16 protein-coding genes are annotated in these 16,159 nt (G+C 49.1%); 10 read left to right on the top strand and 6 right to left on the bottom strand.

Annotation, left to right across the window (positions count from 1 at the left end; translation table 11 throughout):
* From A1OO_RS06315 to A1OO_RS06270, 10 genes are all read left to right on the top strand, one after another.
* A partial coding sequence (locus tag A1OO_RS06315; RefSeq protein WP_017004952.1) for a flagellar hook-basal body complex protein occupies positions 1–630 on the top strand: 630 nt, incomplete at its 5' end.
* Between the two features lie 11 nt (positions 631–641).
* Entirely contained in the window at positions 642–1,376 is a 735-nt protein-coding gene (gene flgF / locus A1OO_RS06310) for a flagellar basal-body rod protein FlgF (protein ID WP_016959277.1), read from the top strand.
* Between the two features lie 26 nt (positions 1,377–1,402).
* Positions 1,403–2,188: a flagellar basal-body rod protein FlgG gene (flgG, locus tag A1OO_RS06305; protein ID WP_016959276.1), complete on the top strand. Its 786-nt coding sequence runs from the start codon at positions 1,403–1,405 to the stop codon at positions 2,186–2,188.
* A gap of 120 nt (positions 2,189–2,308) precedes the next feature.
* Positions 2,309–2,980: a flagellar basal body L-ring protein FlgH gene (gene flgH / locus A1OO_RS06300; protein ID WP_017004951.1), complete on the top strand. Its 672-nt coding sequence runs from the start codon at positions 2,309–2,311 to the stop codon at positions 2,978–2,980.
* On the top strand, positions 2,980–4,149 hold the full coding sequence (locus A1OO_RS06295) for a flagellar basal body P-ring protein FlgI (protein WP_016959274.1): 1,170 nt from the start codon (positions 2,980–2,982) through the stop codon (positions 4,147–4,149). The genes flgH and A1OO_RS06295 overlap by 1 nt, the downstream gene beginning before the upstream one ends.
* A 10-nt stretch (positions 4,150–4,159) precedes the next feature.
* Positions 4,160–4,807, top strand: a complete 648-nt coding sequence (locus tag A1OO_RS06290) for a rod-binding protein (protein ID WP_017004950.1) — start codon at positions 4,160–4,162, stop codon at positions 4,805–4,807.
* Entirely contained in the window at positions 4,808–6,181 is a 1,374-nt protein-coding gene (flgK, locus tag A1OO_RS06285; protein ID WP_017004949.1) for a flagellar hook-associated protein FlgK, read from the top strand.
* A gap of 23 nt (positions 6,182–6,204) precedes the next feature.
* A complete protein-coding gene (flgL, locus tag A1OO_RS06280) occupies positions 6,205–7,101 on the top strand; it encodes a flagellar hook-associated protein FlgL (RefSeq protein ID WP_017004948.1) in 897 nt (298 codons plus the stop codon).
* Positions 7,102–7,118: 17 nt separating this feature from the next.
* Entirely contained in the window at positions 7,119–8,159 is a 1,041-nt protein-coding gene (locus tag A1OO_RS06275) for a hypothetical protein (RefSeq protein ID WP_016959270.1), read from the top strand.
* 322 nt (positions 8,160–8,481) lie between these two features.
* The gene (locus A1OO_RS06270) at positions 8,482–11,019 is read left to right on the top strand and encodes a hypothetical protein (RefSeq protein ID WP_017004947.1); all 2,538 of its coding nucleotides are present in this window, start codon (positions 8,482–8,484) and stop codon (positions 11,017–11,019) included.
* 64 nt (positions 11,020–11,083) lie between these two features.
* On the opposite strand, the gene corA is transcribed toward A1OO_RS06270, so the two are convergent.
* The 6 genes from corA to A1OO_RS06240 all read right to left on the bottom strand — a co-directional run bounded on the left by corA (position 11,084) and on the right by A1OO_RS06240 (position 16,154).
* Complete coding sequence (corA, locus tag A1OO_RS06265) at positions 11,084–12,040, bottom strand: magnesium/cobalt transporter CorA (protein WP_016959269.1); 957 nt, start codon at positions 12,038–12,040, stop codon at positions 11,084–11,086.
* Between the two features lie 215 nt (positions 12,041–12,255).
* Complete coding sequence (locus A1OO_RS06260; RefSeq protein WP_016959268.1) at positions 12,256–13,011, bottom strand: transporter substrate-binding domain-containing protein; 756 nt, start codon at positions 13,009–13,011, stop codon at positions 12,256–12,258.
* A gap of 129 nt (positions 13,012–13,140) precedes the next feature.
* Positions 13,141–13,425, bottom strand: coding sequence for a hypothetical protein (locus A1OO_RS06255; protein WP_016959267.1), 285 nt, complete (start codon positions 13,423–13,425; stop codon positions 13,141–13,143).
* 141 nt (positions 13,426–13,566) lie between these two features.
* The gene (locus A1OO_RS06250; protein WP_017004946.1) at positions 13,567–14,559 is read right to left on the bottom strand and encodes a flagellar motor protein MotB; all 993 of its coding nucleotides are present in this window, start codon (positions 14,557–14,559) and stop codon (positions 13,567–13,569) included.
* Complete coding sequence (motA, locus tag A1OO_RS06245; RefSeq protein ID WP_017004945.1) at positions 14,559–15,416, bottom strand: flagellar motor stator protein MotA; 858 nt, start codon at positions 15,414–15,416, stop codon at positions 14,559–14,561. Before motA ends, A1OO_RS06250 begins: the two co-directional genes overlap by 1 nt.
* Positions 15,417–15,425: 9 nt before the next feature.
* A complete protein-coding gene (locus tag A1OO_RS06240) occupies positions 15,426–16,154 on the bottom strand; it encodes a FliA/WhiG family RNA polymerase sigma factor (RefSeq protein WP_016959264.1) in 729 nt (242 codons plus the stop codon).
* Between the last annotated feature and the right edge of the window lie 5 nt (positions 16,155–16,159).

Below are 16,159 nucleotides of genomic sequence, written 5' to 3'. Positions count from 1 at the left end.
GCGTGCGCCCAAAGACACGCAGCAGCGCGTGATCATGCTGTCCATGATAACCAGTGGCAGGTCAATGTGCAAGTCGATGGCAGCACAACCCCAGTTCAAACCGTCGCGGTAGATTTTAATGAAGACGGCACGCTGGCTTCACCAACGGGCACGTTTAACGTTGCATTCCCGGCGGCGGGCGCGAATCCGGTCAGCATTGATATCAGCCTTGCTGGTAGCACTCAGTTTGGTGCGGCGTTCGGTGTCAGCACCAACAATCCGAACGGTTACACCTCCGGTGAATTGGCGGGCGTGCGCGTGGAAGACAACGGCATGATCTACGCGACTTACACCAATGGTCAGTCGCAGCTTCAAGGTCAGGTTGTGTTAGCAGATTTTGCTAACCCACAAGGTTTGGCAACGGTGAGCGGTACAGCGTGGACGCAAAGCTATGGCTCAGGTGCTCCGATCATCGGCGTGCCGGGTTCAGGCACCTTAGGCGGGTTAACACCGGGTGCACTTGAAGGCTCGAACGTCGATCTGACGACAGAATTGGTGAGTTTGATGACCGCTCAGCGCAATTATCAGGCGAACGCGAAAACCATATCCACTAATGACAAACTGACCCAAGCGCTGTTTAACGCGATTTAACGGAGCGCAGCATGGATAGTTTGCTATTTACCGCAACCTCAGGCGCAAGCCGTGTGTTGAAAGCGCAGCAGGTTCGCTCTAACAACTTGTCGAATGCCGATACCGCAGGCTTTCGCGCTGACATGGAGCGTATGCAAAGTGTCGAAGTGAAAGGCGCGGGATTTGATGGCCGCACCTTGGCGGTCACTAACTCCGCCATGACGCGCTTTGATTCTGGAGATGTAACCAAAACCGGACGTTCGCTCGACGTGGCGATCATGGGTGATGGCTTTATGGCGCTGCAAACGCCAGCAGGTAACGAAGCCTATACCCGCGCGGGCAACATTAAGGTCGATAACTTTGGCGCATTGAGCGTTAACGGTTTTCCGGTGCTGGATGCGGGTGGCGGCGCATTGGTATTGCCGGATTATCAGAAAGTTCAGATCAGTGAGCGCGGTTTGGTCTCAGTCGTGCCGCCGGGTGGCGGTGCGGAAATTCAAGTGGGCGCACTGAAACTGGTCAACCCTGATATCAGACAGATTCAAAAAGAAAGCGACAGCTTGTTGCACAGCATTGATGGTGCGCCGTTTGATGTCGACCCAAGGGTGCAAGTGGCATCTGAACACATTGAAGGCAGTAACGTGTCTGCCATTGATGAACTGGTTGGGGTTATGTCGCTGACGCGTAACTTCGAGATGCAAATACGCATGATGAAAACCGCAGAAACATTGGCACAGGCTGGCAACAAATTGATGGCGGCGCGTTAACTCACGCCGCGATAGGAGAAAAAGCAATGCACTCATCATTATGGGTAAGTAAAACGGGGATGGCGGCGCAGGACACCAAGATGACTGCCATTTCTAACAACTTGGCAAACGTCAATACGGTCGGCTTTAAGCGTGATCGCGTGGTGTTTGAAGATCTGTTCTACAGCATTCAACGTCAGCCCGGCGCGCAAGTGGACGACATTAACCAACTGCCGACAGGTGTGCAGTTGGGCAGCGGTGTGCGCGTGGTGGGGACGCAAAAAGTCTTCACTCAAGGCAACACACAAAACACCAGTCAGGAACTGGATTTGGCTGTGATGGGTCAAGGGTTTTTCCAGATTGAAAACTCAGACGGCCAGATCACGTATTCCCGAAACGGCCAGTTTCACGTTAATTCGGAAGGTTTGATGGTGAACAGTCAGGGTTTGCCATTAGAACCACAAGTGCAGATCCCAGATAACGCGGTATCTGTATCCGTCGGTGTCGATGGCAACGTGTCAGTGACCACCGCGGGCGATCCTGCGCCACAAAATATCGGTCAAATCACGTTGGCCAAATTCATTAACCCAGCCGGTCTAGAAGCCGTCGGCGGCAACTTGTTTCGTGAAACCGAAGCCAGTGGTTTAGCGGAAGAACTGATCGCGGGTGAAGACGGCGCGGGCAGCATCAAGCAAGGCGCACTGGAAGGTTCAAACGTGCAAGTGGTGGAAGAGATGGTCGACATGATCACGACGCAACGTGCATATGAGATGAACGCCAAAGTGGTGTCGGCCGCAGACGACATGCTCAAGTTTGTTGCGCAGTCGATTTAGTCAGTTAGGACAGTAATCTCACTAGCTATTACGTTAACAAGCGCATTAGCAATCGCGTCAATAAAAGAAAAGCGCGCGAACGGTGAAACAGAAAGAGTGGTGATGATGAAGGATAGCGCAATGAAATGGCTTTCTATGAGTGGGTTGCTGGTGATGATATTGCTGACAGGTTGTGCAGGCCGTCAGGAATTCACGCCACCAAAACCGGATGCGGAAGAGTATGCCCCGCCAGTATTGGATTACTCGTTACCCGAAGCGAAAGACGGCAGCCTTTATCGTCATCAATACAGCATGACGCTGTTTCAGGATCGCCGCGCTTATCGCGTCGGCGATATCTTGACTGTCTTGCTGTCGGAAGAAACCGAGTCGCGCAAAAAAGCCGACACCAGCTTCGGAAAAAGCGCGGGTGTGGGTTTTGCTGCGCCTATCTTTGGCTCTAATACTCTCGATGGTGCGGCGGTGAATATTGATGCAGACCGAAACTTTGATGGCAGTGCATCGAGTTCTCAAGGCAATAAATTGCAAGGAGCGATCACGGTGACGGTGCATGAGGTCATGCCCAACGGTGTACTTCGCATTAATGGCGAAAAGTGGCTGCGCTTAAATCAAGGCGACGAGTTTATTCGCCTGACGGGCATTGTTCGTGTGGATGATATCAACCGCAGCAATCAGATTTCCTCCCTGCGAATCGGTGATGCTCGCATTACCTATGCGGGACGTGGTGCATTGGCTGATAGCAATGCTTCTGGCTGGATGACGCAATTCTTCAACTCGCCATGGGTGCCGTTTTAATGAATCAACGCAATACGATATTTTCGTCTCTGCTACTGTTTTTGTCTCTGGGCATCTCGGCAATGACCTTTGCTCAAGATGTTAAGTTTGCTCAAAACGGCAATACAGAAGGCGGAAAAACGGAAATCAAAACCCCGATCATGGATTTGGTCGATATTCAGGGCATTCGTCAAAACCAATTGGTTGGTTATGGCTTAGTGGTGGGCTTAGACGGGCAGGGTGACCGTAACCAGGTCAAATTCACGTCTCAATCCATTACTAACATGCTGCGCCAGTTTGGTGTGCAAATTGATGCCAATACCGATCCGAAACTGCGCAATGTGGCCTCAGTGAGTGTCACTGCCGTCGTCGACCCAAATGTAGGCTCAGGTCAGGCGATCAACATTGTCGTCTCCTCAATTGGCGATGCCAAAAGCCTTCGTGGTGGCACCTTGCTTCTCACGCCATTGCGTGGCGTTGATGGCGAGGTGTACGCCGTGGCACAAGGCAACGTGGTGGTGGGAGGCGTGACAGCAGAAGGGCGCAGCGGTTCGAAAACCACGGTTAATACCCCAACCACTGGCCGTATTCCAAACGGTGCCACCATGGAACGTGAAATACCGTCTGATTTTAACGAACGCGAAAAAGTGACGTTGAACCTGCGCAAAGCAAGCTTCACCACGGCTAAAAATATCGCTCGAGAAATCAACACCACGTTTGGTCCAGATGTGGCGATGGCCATCAACAATGCACGCGTGGAAATGCGTGCGCCCAAAGACACGCAGCAGCGCGTGATCATGCTGTCCATGCTAGAGGAAATGAGCGTGGCACAAGGTCGCAAGCCCGCACGCGTGGTATTCAACTCTCGCACGGGCACAGTGGTGATCGGTCAAAACGTGAAAGTTGGCGAAGCGGCGGTGAGTCACGGCAACCTGACGGTGACCATTTCAGAAACCCAACAGGTAAGCCAGCCCAATGCTTTTGCCGATGGCGAAACGGTCACGGTCGATAACTCTGAAATTGATATCAATGAAGATCAGGCGCAAATGGTGATTTGGCCGCCAGGCACGGATCTCAATACCATCGTGGGTGCTGTGAACAGTCTCGGCGCGACCCCGACTGATCTGATGTCCATTCTGCAAGCATTGCACGAAGCGGGTGCGCTCAGTGCTGAACTGGTCGTGATTTAAGGAGCCGATAATGAAAGTAGAAGGGTTGCACGATCAGACACGAATGAGCTCAATGCTTTATCACGACAACAGTGCCTTGGCGAAAATCAAACACAGTGCCGATCAGCAAGGGGCACTAAAAGAAGTGGCAGGGCAGTTTGAAGCTATGTTCTTGCAACTGGTGTTACGCCAGATGCGCAGCAGTAGCGATGTATTGGCAGACGAAGACAGCCCATTTTCGAGCCAGCAATACGGCGTGTTTCGCGATATGTACGACGGTCAGCTCGCGATTGAAATGTCGAGAAAACAAAGTGCCGGTATCGCGGACATGTTAGTCAAACAGCTTGGCCCTGCTGCCATGCAAGCCAATGGTGTTTCGTTGCAAGGCAGTGTTGAACAACGAGCCGCTAAGACGAAGGCAGATGCCAACGTGATAGCGTTATCAAAGATCGGCATTAATAGCGACGGCATGAAAGAAACACACAATTTGGCCGCCAACGACGAGTTTTGTGTCATCAAGGCGGAAGCAAGATCACAAGCTCACATTGCGCCCAATTTTAATCGCTGTAACAGCCTTAACAATGCCGATGTAAACGTCGCCTCAGTTAACCAACAGCGCAACGACGTGGGCACAACCACCGCGTTTTCACAGCCGCTAATAAGAAAAATGGAGCTGTAGATGAACCTCATTAATATCGCGATGACGGGTCTGAATGCCAACCGAGTGGCGTTGGAAGTGACGGCGCAAAACGTGGCTAACATCAACACACCGGGATATAGCCGTCAGCAAGCACTGACCGCATCAATCGGCGGTGCTAAACAAGATTCGCTAAGTGCGGGCATGGGCGTGGAAGTCACCAGCATTCGCCGTGTCACAGACGGATTTTTGGTCAAACAGCTTTGGTCAACCAACAGCTCCGCGTCTTATGCAGCGGGTTACACCACGAGCATGGGGCATCTGGAGAACACGTTAGGTGCAGATGGCTTTAGTCTGTCGACGGGCTTGGATTCGATGTTCGCGGCACTGAATGACGCTACCACCAAACCAGAATCTCAGCCCTTGCGTCAGCAAATCATCAACGAAGCTGAAGCCTTATCTCGACGCTTCAATGCACTCAACGATGCCCTGCATCATCAACACAAAGACATGAGTGACCAGCGCACCGCCGCGGTTTCGCATGCCAACAGCTTGCTCGGTAATATTGCTGCGGTTAATCAGCAAATCATGGAAATGAAAGGTGCGGGCGGTCATTCAGCGCAGTTATTGGATACCCGAGATCTGCTGATTGGTGAGCTTTCTACCGTCATGGAAGTGAAAACCACCGAACAAGGAGATGGCACGGTTCAAGTGACATTAGCATCAGGCCAACCTTTGGTGATGGGCGGTGAGGCGGGTCAGCTAAAAGCGATCCCCGATCCGAATGACAGCTATATGGCCAGTTTGCAGGTTGAATTTGGTAAGCAGAGCTTTGCTATCAGTGGCTCAGTAGGTGGCCAGCTCGGCGCACTCAATGATTACCAAACCGAGGTACTTAAACCCAATCAAGTTGCCATCAACGACATGGCACGCGCATTGGCTGATGAATTCAATACTGTGCTAGCAACTGGCACGGATTTAAATGGCGATGCAGGGACACCGCTATTTAGTTACGACCCGTCTAATCCTGCCGCGAGTCTCACGATCACCGATATCACCTCGAGTGAATTGGCGCTGTCTAGCGACGGCACGCCGGGTAACAGTGATGTGTTGAAGCGCTTGATTGAAATCAGCAATAAGCCTGTTGATGTGACGGGATTTGGCAATGTGTCCTTGAACGATGCATTCACCGCCATGGTGGGTGAAACCGCGATAAAAGCACGTCAGGCACATTCGGATTATGAAGCCAAATTAGACATGAACCAGCAAGCACTGGCGCAACGCAACAACCTCAGCGCAGTCAGTAGCGATGAAGAAGCGGGCAACGTGATGACGTTCGCCAATGCCCATAACGCCAACATGAAAGTGATCAGCACCGCCAACGAGCTGTTCAATTCAGTCTTGCAGTTGTTCTAACGGTTTAGGTTTAGGAGAAGAGTATGAGAGTCAGTGATACCCAATTCAGTCAAATGATGCTTCAGAGCCTGCAAATGAACAATGCAGGGCTAGGCACTGTACTTCAACAAATGGCAACGTCAGACCGCCTTACCAAATTGTCCGACGATCCAATGGCCTCGATCAAACTGCTGAACCTTGAACGTGAAGGTGCGGCGATTTCTCAGTATCAGACCAATATCGCCAACGTGAAAACCACGCTTTCCAGTCAGGAAGTGTATTTGGATTCGGTGAATGAAAGCATGAAAAGCATGCGTGATCTGGTGCTTTGGGGCGCGAATGGTACGCTGACTGACGAAGATCGCGCAGGCATGATCACCGAATTGGAGAGCCTACGTGATTCCGTGGCATCGTCGTTCAACGCACAGGACGAGGAAGGCCACTACCTGTTCTCCGGCACACAGACGGATACAGCCGCCATTTCCACTGCCACGGGCGATTATGTGGTGGAAGGTAACAGCGACAAACGCGTCGTCACGGTCGCCAAAGGTGTCACCATGGAATCAAACATGACCGCCAAAGACATCATGGATGTGGGCGGCACCAATGTATTAAATCAAATCGATTCCCTGATTGAAGAGTTCAAGAACCCAACCGCAGATTTCAGAAATCAGGTTGAAGCGACCATCAGCACCATTGATGCAACGTCTGGTAACGTCTTAGGCGCAATGACCGAGATAGGTGGTCGTCTGAATAACCTTGATTTGATGGACAGCACTCACGGCGAAAATAAGCTCTTCGTTGATAAGGTGAACAGTGACATTTCTGCGCTGGATTACGGCGAAGCCTCGGTACGCCTGAGTAACTACATGGCAGCACTTCAAGCCACACAAGCAAGCTATGTGAAGATCAACGATCTCAACTTGTTTGATCGCATCTAACGCTAGGAAAACGATTTATGGCAATGAGTACGGTAGAGGTGAGACCTCATGGTATACGGCTAACCGGCCATGAGCAGGCATCCATCACCCCGTCACGCTCGCCAGACCAAGGCAGTATTCAACCCCAGCAATATCCAAACACCAAGGCTGACACTACGTCAGCCTATTCCGTTTCTACAATGCGCTTGGCGCAAGGCCAACAGCATGCCACGTCGGTGCAGATTGCATCTAAATCGTTGCAACAGGTGGGCAAAGAACTCAGCAAGATGAAAAGCGGTCTGACACAGGCCATGACACACGGCGTGCAAAATACACCAACCCTGAAAGACACGCTCGCGCAAAGCAAAAAGAGTATCGAAAATACGCTCCAGCAAGCCCGTTTTGACGGCAAACGCGTGGTGGACAATGAACTGCGCGTGAAGCTTGATAGCGCGGACATTCGCCGCTTTTCAATCCCAGGGCTGAATGTGAACCGCCTCAGCGAGCGCGCAGAACAAATTCGTCTCGATTTTCCGCAAGGTCAATCTGTGATGATCCCATTTGATGGGGTGTCAGACGGCAACAAAACCATCAAAATATTGGATCGCAGCCTGATCCCAATGGGCATGCGAGCGTCACTGGCCAACGACGGAACCATCTTGTTTGAAGCGCAAGAATCGGCTTACAGCCAGATGCAACAAAAAGTCATGGTGACAGGGCAGGGCTATCGTTTTCCGGCGGGGCAACCGAATACGCTGACATTGAAACCTGACCCAGAAGGCATCGCAGAACTGAGCTTTGATTTAAGTGGACGTGACGGCATCAAAAAGACCATCGCGCGTGTGAATCAGCACATTCGACAGGTCCACGCGGGCCTGGAAGACGCGCGTGCCTTTCACAACGAACTCTCCACCCAAATGAACGCCCTACACCAACAAGAACCTGCGATAAAAATCGACGATGTGAACCAAAAACTCGCCCAGCTTCATGCATCGTCAGGTCAATTTACCAAGACTTTTGAAGCACTGAATGCCCAAGCTAACGTGAAACGACATAGTGTGGTGGCGTTGTTGAAGTAGTTGTTATACCGAAAGAAACACATTGAATGACGTGTAAACCATCTAAACACAAAAAACATGTCGTTGTATTTGTGCTACAAATGAACAGACCTCATGACATTGCATTGTGGTGAATATTGAATGTTGAAAATATCAAACCTGATTACATTTGAGTGCGGTATTTTTTCAGCAAATTTAACACTTTTGGATTGCCAAGGGTGTGATGACTCGCAATTGTTTTTGTTGTTCATTACACCTTAATTAAAACCCTCGAAACTGATTGCGATTTAAGTGGTAGTGGATAAATGACTGCTATCAAACAACTCTGTTGGGGGAAATATTAATGACTTTTCAAAAGGCGCTACTTGCCACATTGATTGCTGGTTCATTAACAGCATGTGGCGGCGACTCATCTTCATCTGGTAACACAACGGCCGATCCTTCGCCATCAGTGGGCGAAACATTGAATGGTAAAGCTGCAGATGGATATCTCCAAGATGCCCTCGTCTGTTTAGATCTTGATCAAAATAAATCATGTGATGATGGCGAACCGTCAGCGGTTACCGATCAAAGTGGCGGTTTCTCGCTAGTTGCAACTCAAGAGCAAATTGATGCATCCCCTCTACTTGTTGAAGTTATCGCAGGTAAAACAACAGATAGCGATGAGCCTGGTGTTGCCATCGTAAAAAGTTATAAATTGACTGCGCCTGCCGCATCAGAGTTCGTGAGTCCAATTACAACGCTAATCCAAAATGAAATTGAAAAAGGTGGCACGCCAGAAGAGGCGGTAACGACCATTCAAGGCTTATTGGGTACAGATTTAGATATTACACAAGACTATATTGCGGGTCAGGCCGACGACACGAAGAAAGACGAGTTGAAAAAGCTTCATAGAGTGGCCCAAGTAACAGCGCGTGTCATTGCGACTAAACTTGATGAGCTAAAAGATGAAGCCGCAAATAATGGTGTTTCTGACGCTGATCTTATCAACGTAATAAACGAAGAAGTCAGTAAAGTTGTTTCTGACATCGTCGCTGACGTCGAGAATACGCCTGATGGCGATTTTAATGCCGATGATGCGGCAACTTCAGCCAAAGACAAGGTTGATGTATCGGCTGGCAATATTAAAGACAAAATCGATGCTAACAATGCTGACCGTAATACCGAGGCAACGAGCTTAGTTGACCTGATGAAAAATGAAGGATTGTTGTGGTTAGGTGGTGACAAAGAAGATGGCAAAGTGCCTGTTTTGGAATATGGCACATTAAAAGCTGATGTTGAAGGCGCTGTGACTGACGAAGAGTACTCGTCGACCGCTGATTTGACTGATTTTGAATTGAATGTGTCAGATTCTAACCTTCAGTACATTCTCACTGATAAAGGCTGGAGCGCTGCAAGTGACGAAATTGTCGGCATACATACAGACACGGATGGCCATGAAGTTTTAGTAACTGCTACACCAGAACTTTCAATCAAAGTGAAAACTAAAAAAGTTGATGTGTCTGGGCTAAATGTTGCAACCATTGTGGCTAAAACCGCAGATTCAGAATCCGGAACATGGGATTCAGTATTGCCTTCCGACCTAAAGTTCCCTGCAAATACCGTCGCATATAAACTAAAAATGGAAGACGTTACGAGTTCATACTTTAGTTTTAACGCAGGTGATTGGTGTACCGAAGAGGAAAAACAAACTCGAGGTGACATGTGTAACTCTGTTTACATTGAAGGGGCTTCAACACGGGCGCAAACGTTAAACCAATTAATCTCAGCAGAACCAGGTGTTTCAGTCAACGGAATGGTATCCATGGTTGGTGTCCCGGGTGGGGCAATTATGGCTGAGTTGTTGGAAATTGGCGCAGTGAAATATTATCTCTATAATTTTGGCTCTGGCAATCTAGAACATTTTGCTAATGGTGCTTGGAAAGACCAAGAAGTTCATGGGAAAGTGTTAAGGAAAATCTCTGCGCCTACTGGGGTGGCTCAACACAATGAACTCACTTGGAACAACTTTAATACCGACGACAATACTGCATATTTCTCAGTAGTGAATGATTTTGTCCGTATTGTTTGGCAAGAAGAAGGCACATCGTTCGATGAGTATGTGTTTGGTGCAAACGCATTGCCAATTTTTATTGATAACATCAGCTATCCATTGACTTTAGAAGCATGTTTGGTGAGTTTGCCAGATGCGGGCTATGTGCAGAAAGTCGGCGATATCACGAAATATGAGTCAAACAAAAAAGTCTTCACAGAGTTTGGTTACGAAACTCGAGACTATGTGGAAACCTTCAAATACCTAGGTGCTAACTTCTCATGGTTGTCGGAATATACCAATATTACAGATATGCCTTCATGGGTTGAGGCGACTGACGGCAAATTGATGAAGACATTGTTTTCGTCCTACAACATTGATGGTCAATTGCTCAGTATGGAAGCGTCATACCATGATGCTAATTCGTACTATGGCCAAGAAGGTCTCGATGCTGAGGGTAACTATGGTTATTGGGGAGCTGCAAGAGCAATCCTACCTAACATGGTTGAGAATTCTGATAAACAGCTGAATACACCAAATAGCTATATGTTTGATAATGTTAGCATGAATGATATCAAGGCGATGGCTGAAGCAGGGGGGGGATCGTTTGACGATTTAACGTTCATGCCGATTGATTTCACTGAAACCTATGAAGGGAAATTTGACGTTACTGTGCCAGCTGGGACATTCCAAGCATGTAAAGTGACAGAGCGAGTATTTTACGACAATGTAGTGGATGTTGATACGCGTTGGTACACCAACCGTGGTTCTGTGAAGCAGGAGATCAAAGCACCTGGATGGGCACCGCTTTACAATCGCTATGCGACTGAACTACCGCAGCTAAATTAAAAGGTTATAAAGATATTGATATAAAAGCGCTCTTCGGAGCGCTTTTTTTAACAAACCCTCACCCTCATAACCAACCCTTCTTCTTGAAATAAAACAGTGGCGCGAAACCTGACGCAACCATCAACCCGAGCGCGAAGGGATAGCCGTAGTGCCAGGAGAGTAAGGGCATGTTTTCAAAGTTCATGCCGTAGATACTTGCGATTACTGTAGGGGGGAGGAAGACGACGGCGGCGATTGAGAAGATCTTGATGATCTGGTTTTGTTCAATGTTGATAAAGCCTTGCGTCGAGTCCATCAAGAAGTTGATCTTGTCGAACAAAAAGGTGGTGTGAGAGAGCAGGGCGTCGATGTCTCGCACGATTTCATTCAAATCTTCACGATGTTCGCCACGAGACTGTAAATGACGCAGTAAAAAAGAAATAGCACGCTGGGTGTCCATTAAGCACAAGCGTACCTTACCGTTACTGTCTTCCTGTCTGGCCAATTTGCTAATGCATTCTTCCAGATCTGAATCATCGTCTTCCAGTACGGCGTGACTGATCTTCTCCAACTCACGATGAAGGTCCTCCAGCATGTCAGCATGGTTTTCAACTTTCTGTTCCAAAATAGTCAGCAACAGGGTCTCGATGTCTTTGCAGTGAACCTGACCACGACGTGCGCGGAGTCGCAGTAGGCGGAAGTCTGCAATGTCTCCATCACGAATCGTGATCAAGCGTTGGCTTTGCAAAATGCTGGCGACAGAAACCGTGTTGTACTTGCCTTCACTTTTCGCCAAAAACAATGAGTGAACATGCAGGCCGCGTCTGTCGACGAAAAAACGAGCTGAGGACTCAATTTCTTCCACATCATCAGATTCAGGCAATTCAATCTTCAATAGCGAACTGACCACGTCACGTTCGTGATCGGAAGGGTCGTGTGCATCAATCCATGACGCTTTGGCGATAAGGTGGTTGATGTCTTCATAGTCATAGGCGTGAATCTCAATGATCACCCCTGATTCGATGGTGAAGAAGCGCAGCATATCGACCCCTTAACTGTTCCGAAAAACGGCAACACCGAACTAAATGTGCGGCCGCAGAAAAAGAATGCGTACTTCAGTGTGTGTTTATAACGTCGAGAGTTTCAAGATAGACAGGTGATTGTTGTCAGCGCGTCACACTAGAAAGAAAACACCCAAACAAGCACAGACGCTGTGTCGCCTGCCAATTCGCAGCAACACGAGCGCCGATGTTGTGTCTATTTCAGGTTGTTTTTCTGCATCAGTTCGTTTTGCACACCCTTGAGCACCATCTCATCCATGATGAAATTGACAGTGTTGAGCAAGCGTTGCTCGCCTTCAGGAATGAGGTAGCCAAACTGGCTGCGAGTGAAAGGTTCATCGCAGCGAGAAGCTTCGAGGCGATCATCCGTCACTTCATAGAAAATACCTTCCGGCGTTTCTGTCACCATCACATCAATATCACCGCCAGCAACGGCTTTTGGTACATCGAGGTTGTTCTCGAACTTAGCAAACGTCGCGTTGGGTAGATGCTTCTCGGCGAATTTTTCGTTGGTTCCGCCAATGTTCACGCCGACGCGCACTGAAGGCTTATTCACCTCTTCCAAGGTATCGAACTTATCGACGTTTCCTTTTGCAACGAGGAAGCACTTGCCGAATATCATGTATCCCTGCGTTTGTTCTGCCGACAGTTGGCGAGACATTCGGCGCGTGATGCCGCCCATCGCAATATCGTATTTATCTTCTTGTAGATTGCTGACCAGCCCTTTCCACGTGGTGGGAACAATTTCGAGTTTTACCCCTAACTGATCAGCGACATGTTGTGCCACATCGATGTCATACCCGGAATAGTTGGTGCCATCAAAGAACGAAAAAGGCTTATAGTCGCCCGTGGTTCCGACGCGAATGACACCCGCTTTCTCAATGTCTTCCAACTGATCTGCTTGCGCGAACGCAGACAGCGCCATGGTGGCAACAAGTAACATTTTCTTCATCGCGTTTCCCTTGCAGTGATTGATGTGACTTTGAGCGTAACAGCAATGCGGATTGGGATAGGTCAAACTATTGAGATAACGAACAAAATAGCGATGGTGGTGAACGAAATAGAGCTGAAAACAGCGTGTTTAGATGAGAAAGAAGAAATACAAAAAGCAGACAAATGCCAGCAAAGTCGCCGACAAGGTGGGGTAGATGATGTAGCCATCTTGATGTGAGGTTCGCTGAAAGCAAAGCACCGAAAGCAACAAGTTGTAGAGCATCAAAAGCGTACTGATCAAGGTACCGCCATTGAGCGTTAAATTGGGTAGCAGAAACAAAAACAGCGTCAACAGCACGTAATCAAGCACAACCAGCCAAAGTAAGGCTTTTTTCAGAGGGTCTTTGTGTGGCGCGTCAGCGTGAGTATGCATAGTGGGCTCATCAATGCAGCAAAGCGGAAAATGATCGAATTAACGTATTGGGTAATTATCGGCAATCAAGGTAGAAAAAAGATGTCGGGACGTGGTCCAGATAAACAGAAAAGACCAGACTCGTTTCCCGACATTAAACGGTTAAAAATCGTGGCGCGACGTGTCTTCGTTTTCATCATCAACCGAGTCGTTGATCATGTCATGGCGGATAACCGGTTGGTTAAATCTGGCTTTCTCACGCGCTTGCTCCAACTCGTGACCTGTTTGGCTACCGAACAAGGTTTCCAACACTTCAGCCGCAGGCGTGGTGAGGATGAAAAGCTCAATACGCCTATTTTCAGACGATTCAGGATCGTCATGATTAAGTAAGGCGCGATCTGACATGCCTGTTACTTGCCACACGCGAGTGTCGGGCATTCCGCCTGCCACCAACGTTTTGCGTGCCTGATTTGCGCGGTTGGCGGAGAGTTCCCAGTTAGACGTTGTTCCAAAACCACTGCGAAAACGAGTCGCGTCCGTATGACCGCTGATGATCAGTGGGTTTTCAACGCGGTCAAAAACCGGGGATAGCGCCAGCAGAAGATCTTCAAAAAACGGTGTGAGATCCGCACCGCCGCGGCTGAACATGTGTTGTCTGAAATCATCTTGCAACACAATCCTTAGCCCTTGTGGTGTGACGGTCACATTCACATTGCCTGATGCTTTCACCTGACGCGCCATTTCTTCAACCACCTGAGCCAGCGCCAACAAGCGTTCTTGAGTGTCGAACGTGCCGCGGATCAAGGAATCAGTTTCAGGGCCATCGCCGTCGCCTTGAAAGAAAGAACTCACGGTCTGGTTGGCGTTGTGTTGACTTGGCACCGAAGAATCTGATGCCAAATCAATTGGGGAAAGGCTTTGTGAAGAATCGAAGGGATTACCAAAGCTTTTGTCGAACACGCTGGCGGAATGCAGATTCGCCATAATGGCTTTGCGCTCTTCTTTATCTGCCACCTGCATAACCCAGAGCACGAGGAACAGTGCCATCAGTGCAATCATGAAGTCAGCAAATGCCACCTTCCATGCACCGCCATGGGATTCTTCATGCGATTTATTTTTTGCTCGCTTGAATACCACGTGTTCTTGTCTTTGCATTATCCCTCCTGTTCAGCCAGCCACTTCTCCATTTGGTTAAAGGTGGGTTTGATGTCTAGCTGAATATGTTTGCGGCCGGCGTCAATCGCGAGCAGTGTTGGCTTTTTAGCGACGTAAGCCACCAAGGTGGCACGTACACATTCATAAGCGGTCATCTCGCGTTTTACGCGCTGAGCCATGGCGTTACTGGCGGGGTCTAAGAAGCAATAACAGCCGAAGATCCCCAAAAATGTTCCGACGAGGGCAGCCGCAACGTGATAGCCAATCATGGCGATGGAACCGTCAATGGCACTCATGGTAATGATGATGCCGCCAACTGCCGCCAAAATACCGAATCCCGGCAAGGCTTCAGCGGTGCGTTGCAATGAACGCGAAGGCAAAAGCAGATCGGTTTCAATGGCATCGATTTCTTGTTCGAGTAATCCCTCTAATTCATGAGGCGACATTTGACCCATTGCCATTAAACGCAAATTGTCAGTAATGAAGGAAACAAGGCGATAATCTTTCGCAACCAGCGGGTAACGCGCAAAAAGTGTGCTTTCGGCAGGGTTTTCAATGTGTTTGTCGAGGGATTTAAAGCCGCCGCTGCGCACGGTTTCGAGGAGCATCTGCAATAGTGCCATCAGCTCCATGTAGTGTTCTTTTTCCTGACGCGGACGACGCAGTACGCGCATGAACTGCAAGCGCATTTCTTTGAGCACTTGAGGTGGGTTACCGACGATCAAGGAACCGACTGCTGCACCGATGATGATCAGAAATTCCGCGGGCTGCCATATTGCGCCAAGCTTGCCACCTGCCATCATGTAGCCGCCAAATACACCCACCAAAATAATGATGGCGCCGAGTAATTTTTGCATCTGAGACTCCTAGGATGACAAATAGTGATTGAGTTGTTTGAGCGCCTGTTTATGAAGCTGACAGATGCGTGGTGGTGTCAGATCCAACACAAGCGCAATTTCATGCAGGTTTAAATCGTGTTGATAAAACAGCGTCAGTAACAGCTGGTCGCGTTTGGAAAGCTGACTGAGCGCGGTTTCAAGGCTCATACGCATTTGCTCGTGGATTGTTCCGTCGTAGTGCCCGTCGAACTGACTTTCAGCGCCGTTTTCAAGTAGTTGATCGAGGCTCTGCATTTCCCCTGCAAGCGTTGCACTTAACCGCGTGTGGTAGTCGCGCTCGTCAGTACCGAGTGCTTTGATGATTTCCGTGTCTGTGGGTTGTCGGCCAAGGGCGCGGGTTAAATCACGGGTGATATCGTTAAGCTCATGGGCTTGTTGGCGAGTTTTTCGTGAGCGCCAATCCAGTCTGCGCAGTTCATCGAGAATGGAGCCGCGAATGCGGCAAACGGCAAAGGCCGGAAATTGAGGGTCGTCGACATTGCCATAGCGGCGTCCTGCTTCTAGCAAGCCAATCAAACCGATCTGCTGCATATCTTCGATGCTGCAATGTTGATTAGCATGTACCCGCAGTTGATTGACGACGCGTTTGACTAAGATTTGATGTTGCGCCAATAAGCGGTTTTCATCGATAGGCTGGGAGGGAGCTGTGCTCACTTCCGTATCGACGTAACCGTCTTGGAAATTCATGTCCAACATGCAGC

Source organism: Enterovibrio norvegicus FF-33 (assembly GCF_000286835.2).
GTDB classification, from domain to species: Bacteria; Pseudomonadota; Gammaproteobacteria; order Enterobacterales; family Vibrionaceae; genus Enterovibrio; species Enterovibrio norvegicus_A.
The sequence above is the reverse complement of the archived record's forward strand: the minus strand, read 5'-3'. Positions and strand labels throughout refer to the sequence as shown.